This window comes from Nocardioides mangrovicus (genome assembly GCF_003674065.1).
GTDB lineage: Bacteria > Actinomycetota > Actinomycetes > Propionibacteriales > Nocardioidaceae > Marmoricola > Marmoricola mangrovicus.
This window is the reverse complement of record NZ_RDBE01000001.1, coordinates 627235-642056: the sequence shown is the minus strand read 5'-3', so window position 1 is coordinate 642056 and position 14822 is coordinate 627235. Positions and strand designations below refer to the sequence as shown.

Below are 14822 nucleotides of genomic sequence, written 5' to 3'. Positions count from 1 at the left end.
AGGGTTCCCTCCACGGTCGGCTGGAGCATCAGCGGGGCATCGAAGTAGGTCGGGAGGCTACATGCTCGGCGTTTCGGCGGGCGGCGCTCGACCGGCCATACTGCGACGCGTGAGGGGAGGTGAGGCGCTCGTGGCGGCCCTGGCCGCGCACGGGGTGGACCTCGCCTTCGGCATCCCCGGCACGCACAACCTGGAGATCTACCGGCACCTGGCGCGTTACGGCGTCCGCCACGTCGGCACTCGTCACGAGCAGGGCGCGGGCTACGCCGCCGACGGGTACGCGCGCAGCACCGGGCGTGTCGGGGTGGCCCTGGTGACCAGCGGACCCGCGGTGCTCAACGTCGCCACCGCCGTGGGGCAGGCGTACTCGGACTCCGTGCCGGTGCTCGTCGTCTCCCCCGGCATGCCGCTGCGGCAGCCGACGCTCGGGCAGGGCCTGCTCCACGAGACCCGCGACCAGCAGGGCGCGATGGCCGCCGTCGCCGCGGCGAGCCTGCGCCCCACCAGCGTCGCCGAGATCCCGACGGCGGTGGCGCAGGCGTTCGCGATCATGACCTCCGGACGACCCCGGCCGGTGCACCTGGAGGTGCCGCTCGACGTGCTCGAGGAGGACGCCGACACCGGGCCGGTGCTCGTCGCCGAGGTGGCGCCGGCCACACCGCCGCAGGCAGCCGTCGCGGCTGCGGTGGCACGGCTCTCGGCCGCCACCGCACCGGTGATCGTGGTCGGGGGCGGCGCCCGCGGCGCGGCCGCGGAGGTCCGCGCGGTCGCCGAGCGGCTGGGCGCGCCGGTGGTCACCACCGCCAACGGCAAGGGCGTCCTGCCCGAGGATCACCCGCTCGCGCTCGGCGCCGGCATCCACCTGCCGGCCGTGGCCGCGCTGGTCGAGCAGGCCGACGTCGTGCTCGCGGTGGGCACCGAGCTGGCCCCCGCCGACCTCTGGTACGGCCCGCTGCCGGTAGCCGGCCGGCTCGTGCGTGTCGACGTCGACCCCGTCGGCGTCCTCACCAACGCCTCCCCCGAGGTGGCCGTCGTGGGCGACGCATCCCTGTCCCTGCAGGCGATCCTCGCTCGGTTGGGCGAGGCGACGCGCGAGGTCGACGTCGCCACCTGGCGCGAGCGCAAGCTCGCCGAGTCGCAGGAGGAGGGCGCTGCGTGGCTCGAGCTGGTCGCGGCGCTGGCTGCGGCGCTGGCCCGCGACGCCGTCGTCGCCGCCGACAACGCGATGGTCAGCTACCTGGGCGCACTGGCCCACCTGCCGGCGTACGCACCGGGTGCCTACCTGTTCCCGTCGGGCTACGGCACCCTCGGCTACGCCCTGCCGGCGGCCATCGGCGTGAAGCTGGCGCACCCCGGCCGCCCGGTGCTGGCGCTGCTGGGCGACGGCGGGGTCATGTTCACCGTCGCCGAGCTGGCCACGGCAGCCGAGCAGGCGCTCGCGCTGCCGGTCGTCGTCGTCGACAACGGCGGCTACGGCGAGATCAGGAACGAGATGGCCGAGCGAGGCGACCCGGTCCACGCGGTCGATCTCCCCTCCCCCGACTTCGCCGCACTGGGCAAGTCGTTGGGGTGCCACGGCGTACGGCTCGACGACGTCGACGGGCTCAGCGGCGCCGTCACCGCCGCGTTCGCCGCCGACCGGCCCACGGTGATCCACCTGGTGGTGCGCCCATGAGCCTGCTGGAGATCGCCTGGACCGACCCGGTGACCGGACGCCGGGGCTGGGTGGTCATCGACCGGCTGGTGCACGGCCTGGCCAGCGGCGGCCTGCGGCTGCGCGAGGGCTGCACGCTGGCCGAGGTGCGCGGGCTCGCGCAGGGCATGAGCCGCAAGGAGGCGCTGGTCTACGACCCGGCCGACCGCTACCTGCCGCTGGGCGGCGGCAAGGGCGGCATCGACGTCGACCCGGCCGACCCCGAGGCGATCGAGGTGCTGCGACGCTTCCTGGCCGCCGTGCTGCCGGTGGTCCGCGAGCAGTGGAACACCGGCGAGGACTTCGGGCTGCGGCAGGAGACGCTCGACGTGGTGGCCGCCGAGCTCGGCCTGGCCTCCACGGTCGAGGCCGTCTTCGCCACCCTCGACGACGCCCCGGCGGCCCGCGACCGGCTGGCCGAGGCGTTCGCCCGCAGCGTCGGCGGCATCTCTCTGGGCGACGTCGTCGGCGGCTACGGCGTCGCCCGCGCCGCGCTCGAGGCCGCCGCCCACCACGGGCTGCCGATCGACACCGCGGTGGTGCAGGGCTTCGGCTCCATCGGCGGCGCGGCGGCGCGCTACCTGGCCGCCGCCGGAGTGCGCGTGGTGGCCGTCGCCGACCGCGCCGGCCTCGTGCGCGACGACGCCGGCCTCGACGTCGAGGCGCTGCTGGCCGGCCGCGACGGACTCGGCGTCATCGACCGCGGCAGGCTGCCCGAGGGCGCCGTCGCCACCGACGACTCCTGGCTCGACGTGCCGTGCGACCTGCTGGTGCCGGCCGCGATGTCGTACGTCATCACCGCCGAGGACGCCGACCGCGTGCGGGCGCCGATCGTCGTCGAGGGCGCCAACCTGCCCACGCTCCCCGACGCCGAGGCCGCCCTGACCTCTCGCGGCGTGCTGGTCGTGCCCGACTTCCTGGCCAACGTGATGACCAACGCCTGGTGGTGGTGGGTCGTCTTCGGCGACATCGCTCCCGACGCCGACTCCTCCTTCGCCAAGATCGACGCGGTCATGCACCGCCTCGTCACCACCGTGCTCGACGACGCGGCCCGGTCCGGGCGTACGCCGCGCGAGTGCGCCCTCGACCTCGCCGCCCGCAACGCCGCAGCGCTGGCCGAGCGGACCTAGCCGGCGCCGAGGGCCTCTGCCACCGCCTCTGCCACCGCCTCTGCCACCGCCTCGGCCACCTGCTCCACCCCGATCCCCGGCACGCTCGCCGACACCTCGCCCACCGTCTCGGGGTCGAGCCCGAGGCCGAGCGCGTCGTAGGCCGGCACCAGCAGCGAGCGCAGCCGGTCGGCGCCGGTGACGACGACGACCGCGGAGAACAGGTAGCCGTTGCGGCTGATGCGCTGGCCGGTGCCGACCAGCTTGTGGCGCCCGGCGTGGTTGAGGCTCCACTCGCCGTCGCAGTACTCCCCCGGCACCGCGCCGAGGCGGACGTCGGGGACGCCGAGTCCGCTCAGCGCCTCGCCCAGGGCGGTGCCGAGGCGCTCGAAGCGCGACCGGATGCCCTCGCGGGCCTCGCGCAGCGGCTGCCACAGGTGCACCACCAGGCTGCCCTCGTCGTAGGCGGCCAGGTGCCCGCCGACCGGGCGCAGCACCGGCTCGAAGCCGCGCTCGAGCGCCACGGCACAGGCCTCGTGGTAGCCCGGCAGCAGCGCGTCGCGGCGGGTGAAGGCCGCCGTCGGTGCACACCGGCCCAGCAGCAGTGTCGCACCGTCACCGGCGTCGGGGTCGAGTGCGTCGAAGGCCGCCTTGACCGCGTCGAGGTCGCTCCGACCGCTCACCGGCGCCGGCCGGCGCACCACCGTCAGCTCGGTCGAGGTCACACGGTCAGTCTGCGACCTCACCCGACGACGCTGCGGACGGCCTCGCGCCAGCCGGCGTAGAGGCTCTCGCGCCGGTCGGGCGACATCTGCGGCTCGAAGACCCGCTCCACCTGCCACCGCTCGGCCAGGTCGCCCAGCTGCCACAGGCCGCCCGCGACGCCGGCGACGTGCGCGACGCCGATGGCGGTCTGCTCGAGCTGGGTGGGACGCAGCACGGGCACGCCGAGGATGTCTGCCTGGAACTGGCATAGCAGCTCGTTGGTGGTGGCCCCGCCGTCGACGCGCAGCTCGGGCACCTCGTAGCCGCTGGCCCGGAAGGCCTCGACGTTGTCGCGGGTCTGGTAGGCCATCGCCTCCAGCCCGGCCCGGACCACGTGGGCGCGCTGGGTCTCCAGCGTGAGCCCGACGATGCCGGCGGCGGCGTCGCGCACCCAGCGCGGCGCGCAGATGCCGGCGAAGGCCGGCACGACGTAGACGCCGTTGCTGTCCTCGACCTGCGCCGCCACCTGCTCGCTGCGCTCGCCCTCGCCGAGCACGCCCAGGTTCTCCCGCAGCCACTGCAGCGTCTGGCCGCTGTGGAAGACGACGCCTTCGGCCTCGTAGTCGGTGGTGCCGGCCAGGGTCCAGCCGACGCTGGCGGTGAGCCCGTCGAGGATCGCCGGGCGCTCACCGGTGTTGGCGGTGAGCACGCCGGCGGTGCCGAAGGTGTTCTTCACCGCCCCGGTGGCCAGGCAGCCCTGCCCGAACATCCCCGCCATCTGGTCGCCCATGACGGCCGAGACGTCGAAGGCTCGCGTGCCGGGCAGCTGCAGGTCGGCGGGGCGGGCCTGGCCGAAGTCGCCGTCGGAGTCGAGCACCTCGGGCAGCAGCGCCCGCGGGACCCCGCAGGCCTCGAGCAGGACGTCGTCCCAGGCCAGGTCGGCCAGCGAGTACAGCGCGGTACGCGAGGCCTCGCTGGGGTCGGTGGCGTGGCTGCGGCCGCCGGTCAGGTTCCACACCAGCCAGGTGTCGAGCGTGCCGCCGGCCAGCTCCCCCGCCTCGGCCCGCGCCCGGGCGCCGTCGACGTTCTCGAGGATCCAGGCGTACTTGGCGGCGGAGAAGAAGGAGTCGTTGAAGAGCCCGGTGCGACGGCGGAACTCCTCGTCGAGGCCATCGGCGCGCCAGCGCTCGACGATGGCGTCGGTCTGCTTCGACATCCACATGATCGCCGGGTGCACCGGCTCGCCGGTGGCGCGGTCCCAGACCAGGCAGGTCTCGCGCGAGGTGGTGACGCCGGCACCGGCGATGTCGTCGGTGGTGGCGCCGGCGTGGGCGAGCGCCTCCTCCAGGGAGTCGCGCAGCCCGTGCCACAGGTGCCACGGGTCGAGCTCGACCCAGCCGCGCTGCGGGTACTGCGGATCCGTCGGCCGGCCGGCCTGGGCCACCACCTCGCCGTCCGCGTCGACCACCACGGTGCGAGCACTGCTCGACCCCAGGTCCAAGGCGACGGCCAGCCGGCGGCTCATGGCGCCGGGACCGCCAGCCGGGTCAGCCACTCCTCGTACTCGGCCAGCTGCGAGGCACGCTGCTCGGAGCTCCAGCCCAGCCGCTCGCCGAGCAGGTCGGCCGCGCGCCCGGCGGCCTCGCGACCGTGGCCGGGCTCGAACGCGAGCAGCAGCCGGCGGGCGAGCACGTCGGTGAGGGTACGCGCGAGCTCGTGGTCCACCGCGAAGAACAGCTCGGCCACCAGGGCGCCGGAGTCCTCGTCGAGCACCTCGTGGCCGCCGGCGGCTACGACGTCGAGAGCCCGGCCGCCGTAGAGCTGCACCAGCCGGACGACGCTGGTGGTGGAGAGCCCGAGCGCGGTCAGCGCCTCCCCCACCTCGCGCGGGTCGCCGACGGCGCCGGGCAGCGGCAGGTACGCCGTCACGCAGCGCGGCGCGGTGCGCCCGAGCCGGCGGAAGACGTCGTCGACCGCGTCCTCGGCCAGCTGCCGGTAGGTGGTGAGCTTGCCGCCCACGACGGTGACCACGTTGGGCAGGTCGGGGGCATGGTCGTGGAGCACGTGGCTGCGCGGGATCTCCCACTCCTCCACGTCGGGGGCGTAGGGCAGCGGCCGCACGCCGGAGTAGGTGAAGAGCACGTCGTCGCGGGTCAGCCGCGCCTCGGGGATGAGGGTGTTGACCTCCTCGAGCAGGTAGCACATCTCTGCGGCGTCGCAGCGCGCCAGCGAGGGGTCGTCGTCGAAGCGCAGGTCGGTGGTGCCGATCAGGTAGCGGCCCATCCAGGGGATCACCAGCACGAGCCGGCCGTCGGCCTTGGACTCGTAGTAGACGACGTCGTCAGGTGCGCCGGGGAACGGGTCGACGACCAGGTGGCTGCCCTTCGTGCCGCCGTTGAGGCGGGGCTGCTCGGGCGCGCCCCGGCGAAACACCCGGTCGATCCAGGGACCCGCGACGTTGAGCACCACGTGGCCGCGCACCTCGTGCAGCGTGTCGCCGCCCCCGCTGCTGGTGTCGCGGTAGCGCACGCCGACCACCTGGCCGCCCTCGATCAGCGGCTCCTCCACGCGGGCCTTGGTGCGGATGTCGGCACCCGCCCCGCGCGCGGCCAACGCCACCTCGACGCAGAGCCGCTCGGCGTACTCGACCTGGCCGTCGGTGAACACCGCCGCACCGCCCAGGCCGTCGGTGTCGATCCCGGCGAAGCGGCGCAGCAGGGCCGAGCGGCTGAGGATCTCGTGGCGGCCGGTGCGCTTGTCGAAGGAGAGGGCGTCGTAGACCAGCATGCCCACCCGGATCAGCCAGGCCGGACGCTTGTTGTGGGAGTAGAACGGCATGATGAGCCGCTTCGGGCGCACGAGGTGGGGCGCGAGCCGGAACAGCCGCTCGCGCTCGCGCAGCGACTCGCGCACCAGCGCGACGTCGCGGTGCTCGAGGTAGCGCAGCCCGCCGTGCACCAGCCGACCGGACCAGGCCGAGACGCCGCTGCAGAGGTCGTCCTGCTCCAGCAGCACCACGCGCAGCCCCCGGCTCGCGGCGTCGCGGGCCACACCGAGGCCGTTGATGCCGGCCCCGACGACCACCAGGTCGTAGGGCTTGCTCGCGTCGGACATGGCCGACCTCCTGCATATCTATGCTGGATATGAATGCAGATGTAGCGTAATGCCCGTCACACCGCCCCTGTCAACCTAGGATGACCGCCATGGCCGACGAGCAGACCCGTCTGATGACGAAGGTCGCGCGGCTCTACCACACCCACGGCATGCGGCAGACCGACATTGCCAGCAGGCTCCAGATCAGCCAGTCGCGGGTCTCCCGGCTGCTCACCCAGGCCGAGGAGTCCGGCATCGTGCGCACCGTCGTCGCGGTGCCGCCGCACATCTTCGGCGACCTCGAGGACGCCGTGGAGCAGCGCTACCCGGTCCGCGAGGTGCACGTCATCGACGTCGTCAGCCAGGACTCCGCCGAGCTCACCCGCGACCTCGCCCACGCCATGGGCACGCTGCTGGGCGACGTGACCTTCGACGCCCCCACCATCGGCTTCACCTCCTGGAGCCAGACGCTGCGGGTGCTGGTCGACGACCTCGCGCCGCTGCGCACCAAGACCACCCACGTGGTGGAGATGCTCGGCGACCTCGGGCCGCCGTCGTTGCAGCACGACGCCGCCTACTCCACCCGTCAGCTGGCCACGCTGGCCGACGCGCAGGCGGTGTTCCTGCGCACTCCCGGCGTGGTGGCCAGCGCCGAGATGCGTGAGCTGATGGTCAGCCGCGACGTCTACGCCCAGCAGGCGCTGGCGATGCTCGACCACATCGACCTCGCCCTGGTGGGTATCGGCGCCGCCGAGGTCGACCCCGCGCTGACCGCGGGCGACAACTTCTTCACCCACGAGCAGTTCAAGCAGATGCGCGACCGCGGCGCCGTCGGCGAGGTGTGCCTGCACTTCCTCGACGCTGACGGCAACGCCATCGACGGCGAGCTCGACGAGCTGGTCATCGGCGTCACCCGCGAGCAGCTGAAGTCGGCCCGACGCCGGTGGGCGGTCGCCGGCGGCGAGCGCAAGCACGCCGCGATCCGCGCGGCCCTGGCCGGCGGCTACGTCGACACGCTGGTGACCGACACCGTCACCGCGGAGTACCTGGTCTCCTGACCTCACCAGATGGTGTGGCCGCCGTCGACCAGCAGGTCGATCCCGGTGACGAACGAGGCGGCGTCGCTGAGCAGGAACACCACCGGTCCGACGATCTCCTCCGGCTCGGCGTTGCGGCCCAGGGGCGTGTCGGCGGCGTAGCCGGCCATCTTGGCCACCTGCTCGGGGCGCCGGGCCATGGGCGTGTTGGTGTAGCCGGGGCTCACGGTGTTGACCCGCACGCCGCGGTCGGCCCACTCCCAGGCCAGGCTGCGGCCGAGGTGGACGAGCGCGGCCTTGGAGCTGTTGTAGTGCGCCTGGGTCAGCCCGCGGTTGGCGATCGAGCCCGACATCGAGGCGATGTTGACGATGGCGCCACCGCCCGCGCGGAACAGCGCGGGCGCCTCGGCCTGGCAGGAGGCGAAGACGCCGGTGAGGTTGACGTCGAGCACGCGCTGCCACTGCGCCAACGGCATCTCCTCGGCCGGGTGGGCGTCGGCGACGCCGGCATTGTTCACCGCCAGCGTCAGCGGGCCGTGCTCCTCCACGGTGGTGACGGCCGCGGCCAGCGCTGCGGTGTCGCGGACGTCGCCGGGGCAGGCCAGCGCACGCGGGCCGAGGTCGGCCACCACGGTGTCGAGCCGCTCGGAGGGACGCGCGAAGCAACCGACCGTGACGCCGAGGTCGGCCAGCCCGCGCGCGATCGCCTCGCCGATGCCGCTGCTCGCGCCGGTGACCAGGGCGGTGCGGCCGGCGAGGTCGAACACCTCAGCCCTGCTCGAGCCGCTCGCGCAGCGTGCCCAGGAACCCGGCCCCGGTGGCCCCGTCGACGGCCCGGTGGTCGCAGGTCAGCGTCAGCTCGGCGATCGGGCGCCACTGCGGGTCACCCCCGTCGGGACCGGGCCACACCTGGCGCTGCCGGGTGCTGCCCACGGCCAGGATCGCGACCTGCGGCACGTTGAGGATCGCGTCGAAGCGGTCGATGCCCATCATGCCCAGGTTCGAGACCGTGAAGGTGCCGCCGGTGACGTCGTCCATCGTCAGCTTGCCCTCCCGCGCCCGGCCGGCGACGTCCTTGCGCGCCGCGGCCAGCGAGGCCAGGTCGCGCGAGCCGGCGTGGGGGATCACCGGCACCATCAGGCCGGCCTCGGTGGCCACGGCCAGACCCAGGTTCACCTCCTCGAAGCAGGTGACCGACTCCTCGCCGTAGTGGGCGTTGAGGTCGGGGTGCTTGCCGAGCGCGGCCGCGCACGCCTGGAGCAGTGCGTCGGTGACGGTGGCGCTGGGCTCGCGCTCCTTGACCGCCAGTGCGGTGGTCATGTCGACCTCGACGACCAGGTGGAAGACCGGCGCCTCCCAGGCCGCCACCATGCGGCGGGCCGCGGTACGGCGGATGCCCTTGAGCGGCGTCGTGGTGCCCTCGCTCACGCCGCGCCTCCTGCGGTGCCGGCGCAGCCGTAGACGCGCATCTTCCCCACCGTGGCGGCGACCATCCGGCGGCGGCCCTCGGCCATCGCCTCCTCCAGCTGTCGGTCGCCCTGCTTCCACACGTCCTCGATGCCGGCTCGGAAGGCGTGGCGCAGGTCGGTGTCGGCGTTGAACTTGTGCACGCCGGCGTCGATCGCGGCGGTGATCTCGGCGTCGGGCACGCCAGAGGCGCCGTGCAGCACCAGCGGGACGCCGGTGACGGCCTTGATCTCCTTGATCCGCTGGATGTCCAGCGGCTGTGGGTCGGCCAGCGGCACGCCGTGCACGATGCCCACCGAGACGGCCAGGAGGTCCACGCCGGTCTCGGCCACGAACCGCTCGGCCTCGGCGACGTCGGTGTAGTAGGCGGTCCAGTCGTCGACCGGCTGGTCGGCGTCGGGGATGCGGCCCAGCTCGGCCTCGACCGGGATGCCGAAGGAGTGCGCCACCTCCACGACGTGGCGCGTGGTGGCGATGTTCTCCTCGAAGGGCAGGTGCGCGCCGTCGTACATGATCGAGGTGAAGCCGAGGCGGATGGCCTCGAAGACCTCGTCCCAGGGACCGTGGTCGAGGTGGATGACGTACTCGGCCTCGGACTCCTCGGCGATGCGACGTGTCATCTCGTAGGCCTTGCGCAACCCGACGTGCGGGACGAGGGCGCGGCCCACCTGGAGGAACACCGGCGAGGCGGCCTGCTCGGCGCCGAGCAGCAGCGCCTCGGTGGTCTCCGGATTGTGCATGTTGAAGGCGCCGACGGCGTAGCCGCCGGCCGCGGCGGCCTCGACGAGACCCTTCGGGTCGACCTGGGCCATGACCTCAGGCCGTCTCGATGCGGGCCACGAGGGTGCGGACCTCGACGGTCTCCCCCTCCTGGACCAGGATCTCGGCGAGCGTGCCGCTGGCCGGGGCCTCCAGCGTCTCCTCGACCTTCTCGGCCTCGACCTCGGCCAGCGGCTCGTCCTCGGCGACGGTGTCGCCGACGGCCTTGAGCCAGCTGGTGATGGTGCCCTCGCTCATGCCCATCCCCCACTGGGGAAGCAGGACGTCGACACTCGGCATGTGGTTCTCCTCGGGTTGGGGTCTAGCGATGGGCTTGGGTGGACAGCTCGTCGTCGATGCCCTGCGGGCTCTCGGGCACCGACGCGCCGCGCTCGCCGGTCACACGGCGGATCGCCTCGCCGATCGACTCGCGGTTGGGGTAGAGCGGCTTCTCGATCGCCGGGCTGAACGGGATCTGCGTATCCGGCGTGGTGACCCGCGCGATGGGGGCCTTGAGGGAGTCGAAGGCCTCCTCGACCACGATGGCCGCGATCTCGGCCGCCGCGGAGCAGGTGCGGTGCGCGGGGTCGGCCACGACGAGCCGGCCGGTCTTGGCCACCGACTCCAAGATCGTGCGGGAGTCGAGCGGCACCAGCGTCCGCGGGTCGATCACCTCGACCGAGACACCGTCCTCGGCCAGCGTCTCGGCCGCCTTGAGCGCCTCGGGCACAGCGGTGGCGATGGCCACGACCGTCACGTCGGTGCCCTCGCGGGCGATCGCGGCCTGCCCGAACGGGATGCGGTACTCGTCCTCCTCGACCTCGCCCTTGAGGCCCCACAGCATGCAGGCCTCGAAGGTCAGCACCGGGTCGTCCATGTCGACCGCGGTGCGCAGCAGGCCCTTCGCGTCGGCCGGCGTGGAGGGCACCATGATCTTCAGGCCCGGCACGTTCATGAACATCGGGTAGGGCCGGTCGGAGTGGTGCGCGCCGGTCGAGAGGCCGTAGAACATCGCCGAGCGGAACACCACCGGGAGCGAGGCCTGGCCGCCGAACATGTAGCGGTTCTTGGCCACCTGGTTCACGAACTGGTCCATGGCCATGTAGAGGAAGCTGGAGTACGACAGGTCGACGATCGGCCGCAGGCCCGTCATGGCCGCACCCGCCGCGGCGCCGACGATGACCTCCTCGGAGATCGGGGTGTTGCGGATGCGGTTGGCGCCGAACAGCTCGAGGAAGTCGCCCTTGTCCTTGCGCGACTTGCCGCCGCCGGTCGTGCCGTAGACGTTCGCCTCGACGTCCTCGCCGATGATGACGACGCGCTCGTCGGCCTCCATCGCCTCGCGCTGCGCGGCGCCGATGGCACCCAGGAAGCTCATCGTGGTGGTGGCCATGGCTCAGGCTCCGATCGGCTCGGTGTAGAGGTCGGCGAAGGCGACCTCGGGCTCGGGGTAGGGGCTCTCCTGGGAGAACTCGAAGGCCTGCTCTACCTCGTCGAGCACCTCCTGCTCGAGCGCGTCGAGCTCCTCCTCGGTCGCGACGCCCTCCTGAGCCAGGTGGCGGCGGAACTGCGCGATCGGGTCGCGCCCCACCCAGGTCTCCTTCTCCTCGGCGTTGCGGTAGTCCGTTCCCAGACGCAGGCCCTCGGAGTGCTCGTTGTAGCGGTAGGTGACGACCTCCAGCAGCGTCGGCCCGCCGCCGCTGCGGGCGCGCTCGACGGCCGCCTGCGCCGCGGCGTGCACAGCCAGGACGTCCTGGCCGTCCTCGACCCGCTCGCCGGCGATGCCGAACCCGGCCGCGCGCTCGGCGATGACGCCGGAGGTGACCGTGTGGGCGGGCGTGGAGAGCGCGTACTGGTTGTTCTCGCAGAGGAAGACCACCGGCAGGTCCCACACGCCGGCCAGGTTCATCGCCTCGTACAGGCAGCCCTGATTGGCGGCGCCGTCGCCGAAGAAGGCCATCGACACCTTGCCGTTGCCCAGCACCTTGCTCGAGAGCGCGGCGCCGGTGGCGATCGGGATGGAAGAACCGACGATGCCCGACTCCCCCAGGCTGCCGACCTTGAAGTCGGCCAGGTGCAGCGAGCCGCCCTTGCCGCCGCAGACGCCGCCGGCCTTGCCGACCAGCTCGGCCATCAGCGGGGCGAGCGGGGAGCCCTTGGCGATCGGGTGGCCGTGGCTGCGGTGGTTGCCGGTCATGTAGTCGCCGTCGTCCAACGTCATCGCCGCGCCGACCACCTGCGCCTCCTGGCCGATGCTGGTGTGCACCGTGCCGGGGATCTGGCCGCGCTTGACCATCTTCGAGGCGCGCTCGTCGAAGCGCCGGATGCGCAGCATGCGTCGCTGCATCTCCAGCAGCGTCGTCTGGTCTGGGGAGGTCATGTGTTCCTCGCTGAGCCGATATGAATATTCATTCTGTGTATGAATCTCGATGCTATGCGGTGACGGGCATCACGTGCAAGGGGTGGGTGGGCATCAGCGCAGCCGGCTCACGACCTCGCGGACCAGCGGCCACACCTTCGCCACGGAGACGTGGCTGACGCGCTCGGCCGGCGAGTGCAGGTCGTGCAGCTCGGTGCCGATCGAGATGACGTCCAGGCCGGGCACCCGACGGCTGAAGAAGCCCAGCTCGAGGCTGCACTGCGAGACGTGCACCTCGGGCTCCTCGCCGACGACGTCGCGGTAGGCCCCGACCGCGGTCGCCAGCAGCGGCGAGTCCGGTCGGTAGGGGAACTCCGGGGCGTCGAGGCCCTGCGTCTCCACCCGCACGCCGCCGCCGGCCAGCGCCGCCAGCGAGCGCACGCGGTCGAGCACCTCGTGCTTGCGAGAGGTGACGGCCGAGGTGATGGTGGCGGTGAGCTCCACGCCCTCGTCGGTGGCGCGCACCGTGCCGAGGTTGTTGGAGGACTCGACCACGCCTCGGGCCACCAGGTTCCAGCTCAGCACGCCGTTGGGCACCAGCGAGGTCACCCGCGAGAAGCGCTGCGTCGCCGCGGCGGAGAACACCCGCTGCGGCGTCTCGGCCGGCTCCACCTCGAGCCGGACGGCCGGATCGGCCTCGCTGTACTCGGCGCGGACCTCACCGGCCAGCTCGGCGACCAGCGCGCCGATGCCTTCGACGTCCTCGTCCCGCACCACCAGCACGGCCTCGGCGTCGGCCGGGATGGCATTGTTCTGCGCTCCCCCGTGCGCGCGGGCCAGGCGCACGTCGTAGCGCTCCTGGACGGCGTTGAGCGTGCGCGCCAGCAGCAGCAACGCGTTGGCCCGCTCGAGGTGGATGTCGAACTCGCAGTGGCCGCCCTTGAGACCGCGCACCTTGACCAGCACCGCGGCCCCGTGGGAGCCGGGTACGTCCTCCCACTCCGCTGGCACCTCGACGGCGAAGGTGATGTCGCCGCTGCAGCCGGCGAGGATCTCGTGGTCGGTGATCCAGTTGAAGTCGATCATCCGGGTGCCGGTCAGCCGCGAGAAGTCGAACTGGCCCGCACCGGCCTTGCCCTTCTCCTCCATGGCCGTGAGCACCGCCTCCAGCGGCGGGTGGGCGATCTCGCGGTCGTCGAGCAGCGCGAGGATGTAGGAGACGCCGATGCCGTTGTCGGCGCCGAGCGAGGTGCCGGCGGCGCTGATGTAGTCGCCGTCGACGACCAAGTCGATCGGCTCGGTGGCGAAGTCCTTGACCACGCCCTCACTGCGCTCGCAGACCATGTCGAGGTGGCCGTGCAGGATCAGCGGCGGCGCGTCCTCGAGGCCGCCCTGACCGGGCTTGCGGACCAGGACGCAGTGCTTGGCGTCCTGCTCGGCCTCCAGCCCGCGCTCGCGGGCGAAGGCGACCACCCAGTCGGCCACCTGCTGCTCGTTGCCGGAGCCGCGCGGGATGCCGGCGAGGGTCTCGAAGTGGCCGAGGATCTCGGCGGGCTCGAGAGAGCTGAGGACGGTCATCGTTGCGGTTCCCTTCACTTGACGATGGAGCGGACACGGGGGACGGTCAGCGCGACGGCCACGACGATGACCAGTCCATAGACCAGGCTCTGGGCCTGAGAGGTGACGCCGATGGTCTGGGCGCCGATGGGCACCAGCGAGACCGTGAGGGCGCCGACCACCACGTTGAGCGGGTTGGTCACGCCACCGGTCAGCGCGGTGCCGCCGACGATGGCGGCCGCGATCGCAGGGATCAGCAGGTCGCTGCCGAGCCCCGAGGACGATGCCGACTGGGCCTGGGCCACGATCATGATGCCGGCCACCGCCGCCATCGCTCCCGAGAGCGCGAACGCGAGCACGCGCAGCCACTGGGTCCGCAGCCCGGCGAACCGTGCGCCGGTCTCGTTGAGCCCGACGGCTGTCATCGCCCGGCCGGTGGCCGTGCGGCGCAGCAGCAGCCACAGCGCGAGAGCGAGCAGCACGGCGACCCAGAACGCGATGGGCAAGCCGAAGACGTCGATCTCGAAGAGGAAGTCGAGCACGCCGGTGTGGGCGGTGGCGTAGACGGTGGAGGCGTGGGAGACCACGAGCGAGACCGCCTGCAGCACCCCCAGCGTGCCCAGTGTGAGCGCGAACGACGGCACCTGCGCGAAGGCCACGAGGAGGCCGTTCACGGCGCCCACCGCGGTCAGTAGCACCAAGCACAGCAGCGGCGCCGCCGCGCCGAGCGGCCCCAGCGCCTTGGCCAGCACGATGGCCGACAAGATCGCGATGGCGGCGTTGGACAGGTCGATGGAGCCGACGTGGAGCACCATCGCCTGCCCCAGCGCGACCAGCATGATTGGCGTGGCCTGCACCGCGAGGATGCGCAGCCCGCCACCGGTGACGAACGGCGGCTGCACGATCGCGACCAGGATCAGCAGCACGACGAACACCGCCACCGGCCCGGCCGACTGCCACAGGGCGAGCGCCCGCGCAGCGGGCGAGCGGGTCGGCCGGTCGGGCGCGGTGGAGGGAGCGTCGACGAGGGCGTGCGACATGGC

14 protein-coding genes are annotated in these 14822 nt (G+C 72.9%); 3 read left to right on the top strand and 11 right to left on the bottom strand.

Annotated features, from left to right (window positions below; translation table 11 throughout):
* Positions 1–109 precede the first annotated feature (109 nt).
* Together D9V37_RS03165 and D9V37_RS03160 are read left to right on the top strand one after the other, a co-directional pair.
* Complete coding sequence (locus D9V37_RS03165; protein WP_232524705.1) at positions 110–1675, top strand: 5-guanidino-2-oxopentanoate decarboxylase; 1566 nt, start codon at positions 110–112, stop codon at positions 1673–1675.
* Positions 1672–2823: a Glu/Leu/Phe/Val dehydrogenase dimerization domain-containing protein gene (locus D9V37_RS03160; RefSeq protein WP_121804628.1), complete on the top strand. Its 1152-nt coding sequence runs from the start codon at positions 1672–1674 to the stop codon at positions 2821–2823. The genes D9V37_RS03165 and D9V37_RS03160 overlap by 4 nt, the downstream gene beginning before the upstream one ends.
* Here D9V37_RS03160 and D9V37_RS03155 read toward each other — a convergent pair.
* From D9V37_RS03155 to D9V37_RS03145, 3 genes are read right to left on the bottom strand one after another with little or no spacing between them, the layout of a single operon-like run.
* Entirely contained in the window at positions 2820–3527 is a 708-nt protein-coding gene (locus D9V37_RS03155) for a lipoyl protein ligase domain-containing protein (RefSeq protein WP_121804627.1), read from the bottom strand. The two genes, D9V37_RS03160 and D9V37_RS03155, sit on opposite strands and share 4 nt — an antisense overlap.
* 17 nt (positions 3528–3544) lie before the next feature.
* Complete coding sequence (locus D9V37_RS03150; protein WP_121804626.1) at positions 3545–5062, bottom strand: FGGY family carbohydrate kinase; 1518 nt, start codon at positions 5060–5062, stop codon at positions 3545–3547.
* Positions 5029–6621 (bottom strand): glycerol-3-phosphate dehydrogenase/oxidase, encoded by a 1593-nt coding sequence (locus D9V37_RS03145; protein WP_121804625.1) that lies wholly within the window; start codon positions 6619–6621, stop codon positions 5029–5031. Before D9V37_RS03145 ends, D9V37_RS03150 begins: the two co-directional genes overlap by 34 nt.
* Positions 6622–6710: 89 nt before the next feature.
* Here D9V37_RS03145 and D9V37_RS03140 point away from each other — a divergent pair, with 89 nt between their 5' ends.
* The gene (locus D9V37_RS03140; protein WP_158604365.1) at positions 6711–7658 is read left to right on the top strand and encodes a sugar-binding transcriptional regulator; all 948 of its coding nucleotides are present in this window, start codon (positions 6711–6713) and stop codon (positions 7656–7658) included.
* A gap of 2 nt (positions 7659–7660) precedes the next feature.
* On the opposite strand, the gene D9V37_RS03135 is transcribed toward D9V37_RS03140, so the two are convergent.
* The 8 genes from D9V37_RS03135 to D9V37_RS03100 all read right to left on the bottom strand — a co-directional run bounded on the left by D9V37_RS03135 (position 7661) and on the right by D9V37_RS03100 (position 14819).
* Positions 7661–8404, bottom strand: a complete 744-nt coding sequence (locus D9V37_RS03135; RefSeq protein ID WP_121804623.1) for a glucose 1-dehydrogenase — start codon at positions 8402–8404, stop codon at positions 7661–7663.
* A gap of 1 nt (position 8405) precedes the next feature.
* On the bottom strand, positions 8406–9065 hold the full coding sequence (locus D9V37_RS03130; RefSeq protein ID WP_198412333.1) for a 2-oxo acid dehydrogenase subunit E2: 660 nt from the start codon (positions 9063–9065) through the stop codon (positions 8406–8408).
* Positions 9062–9916: a class II fructose-bisphosphate aldolase gene (locus D9V37_RS03125; RefSeq protein WP_121804622.1), complete on the bottom strand. Its 855-nt coding sequence runs from the start codon at positions 9914–9916 to the stop codon at positions 9062–9064. Before D9V37_RS03125 ends, D9V37_RS03130 begins: the two co-directional genes overlap by 4 nt.
* Positions 9917–9920: 4 nt before the next feature.
* Positions 9921–10163, bottom strand: coding sequence for a lipoyl domain-containing protein (locus tag D9V37_RS03120; RefSeq protein ID WP_121804621.1), 243 nt, complete (start codon positions 10161–10163; stop codon positions 9921–9923).
* A gap of 22 nt (positions 10164–10185) precedes the next feature.
* On the bottom strand, positions 10186–11256 hold the full coding sequence (locus D9V37_RS03115) for an alpha-ketoacid dehydrogenase subunit beta (protein WP_121804620.1): 1071 nt from the start codon (positions 11254–11256) through the stop codon (positions 10186–10188).
* A 3-nt stretch (positions 11257–11259) separates the two neighbouring features.
* A complete protein-coding gene (locus tag D9V37_RS03110; RefSeq protein WP_198412332.1) occupies positions 11260–12243 on the bottom strand; it encodes a thiamine pyrophosphate-dependent dehydrogenase E1 component subunit alpha in 984 nt (327 codons plus the stop codon).
* A 93-nt stretch (positions 12244–12336) separates the two neighbouring features.
* Positions 12337–13818 (bottom strand): beta-Ala-His dipeptidase, encoded by a 1482-nt coding sequence (pepD, locus tag D9V37_RS03105; RefSeq protein ID WP_147455854.1) that lies wholly within the window; start codon positions 13816–13818, stop codon positions 12337–12339.
* Positions 13815–14819: an ABC transporter permease gene (locus D9V37_RS03100; protein ID WP_147455853.1), complete on the bottom strand. Its 1005-nt coding sequence runs from the start codon at positions 14817–14819 to the stop codon at positions 13815–13817. Before D9V37_RS03100 ends, pepD begins: the two co-directional genes overlap by 4 nt.
* Positions 14820–14822 lie beyond the last annotated feature (3 nt).

Coding starts and splice junctions, on each gene's coding strand:
- D9V37_RS03160 (WP_121804628.1), top strand. CDS start 1,672: ATGAGCCTGCTGGAGATCGCCTGGACCGACCCGGTGACCGGACGCCGG.
- D9V37_RS03145 (WP_121804625.1), bottom strand. CDS start 6,621: ATGTCCGACGCGAGCAAGCCCTACGACCTGGTGGTCGTCGGGGCCGGC.
- D9V37_RS03140 (WP_158604365.1), top strand. CDS start 6,711: ATGGCCGACGAGCAGACCCGTCTGATGACGAAGGTCGCGCGGCTCTAC.
- D9V37_RS03125 (WP_121804622.1), bottom strand. CDS start 9,916: ATGGCCCAGGTCGACCCGAAGGGTCTCGTCGAGGCCGCCGCGGCCGGC.
- D9V37_RS03120 (WP_121804621.1), bottom strand. CDS start 10,163: ATGCCGAGTGTCGACGTCCTGCTTCCCCAGTGGGGGATGGGCATGAGC.
- D9V37_RS03115 (WP_121804620.1), bottom strand. CDS start 11,256: ATGGCCACCACCACGATGAGCTTCCTGGGTGCCATCGGCGCCGCGCAG.
- D9V37_RS03110 (WP_198412332.1), bottom strand. CDS start 12,243: ATGACCTCCCCAGACCAGACGACGCTGCTGGAGATGCAGCGACGCATG.
- D9V37_RS03100 (WP_147455853.1), bottom strand. CDS start 14,819: ATGTCGCACGCCCTCGTCGACGCTCCCTCCACCGCGCCCGACCGGCCG.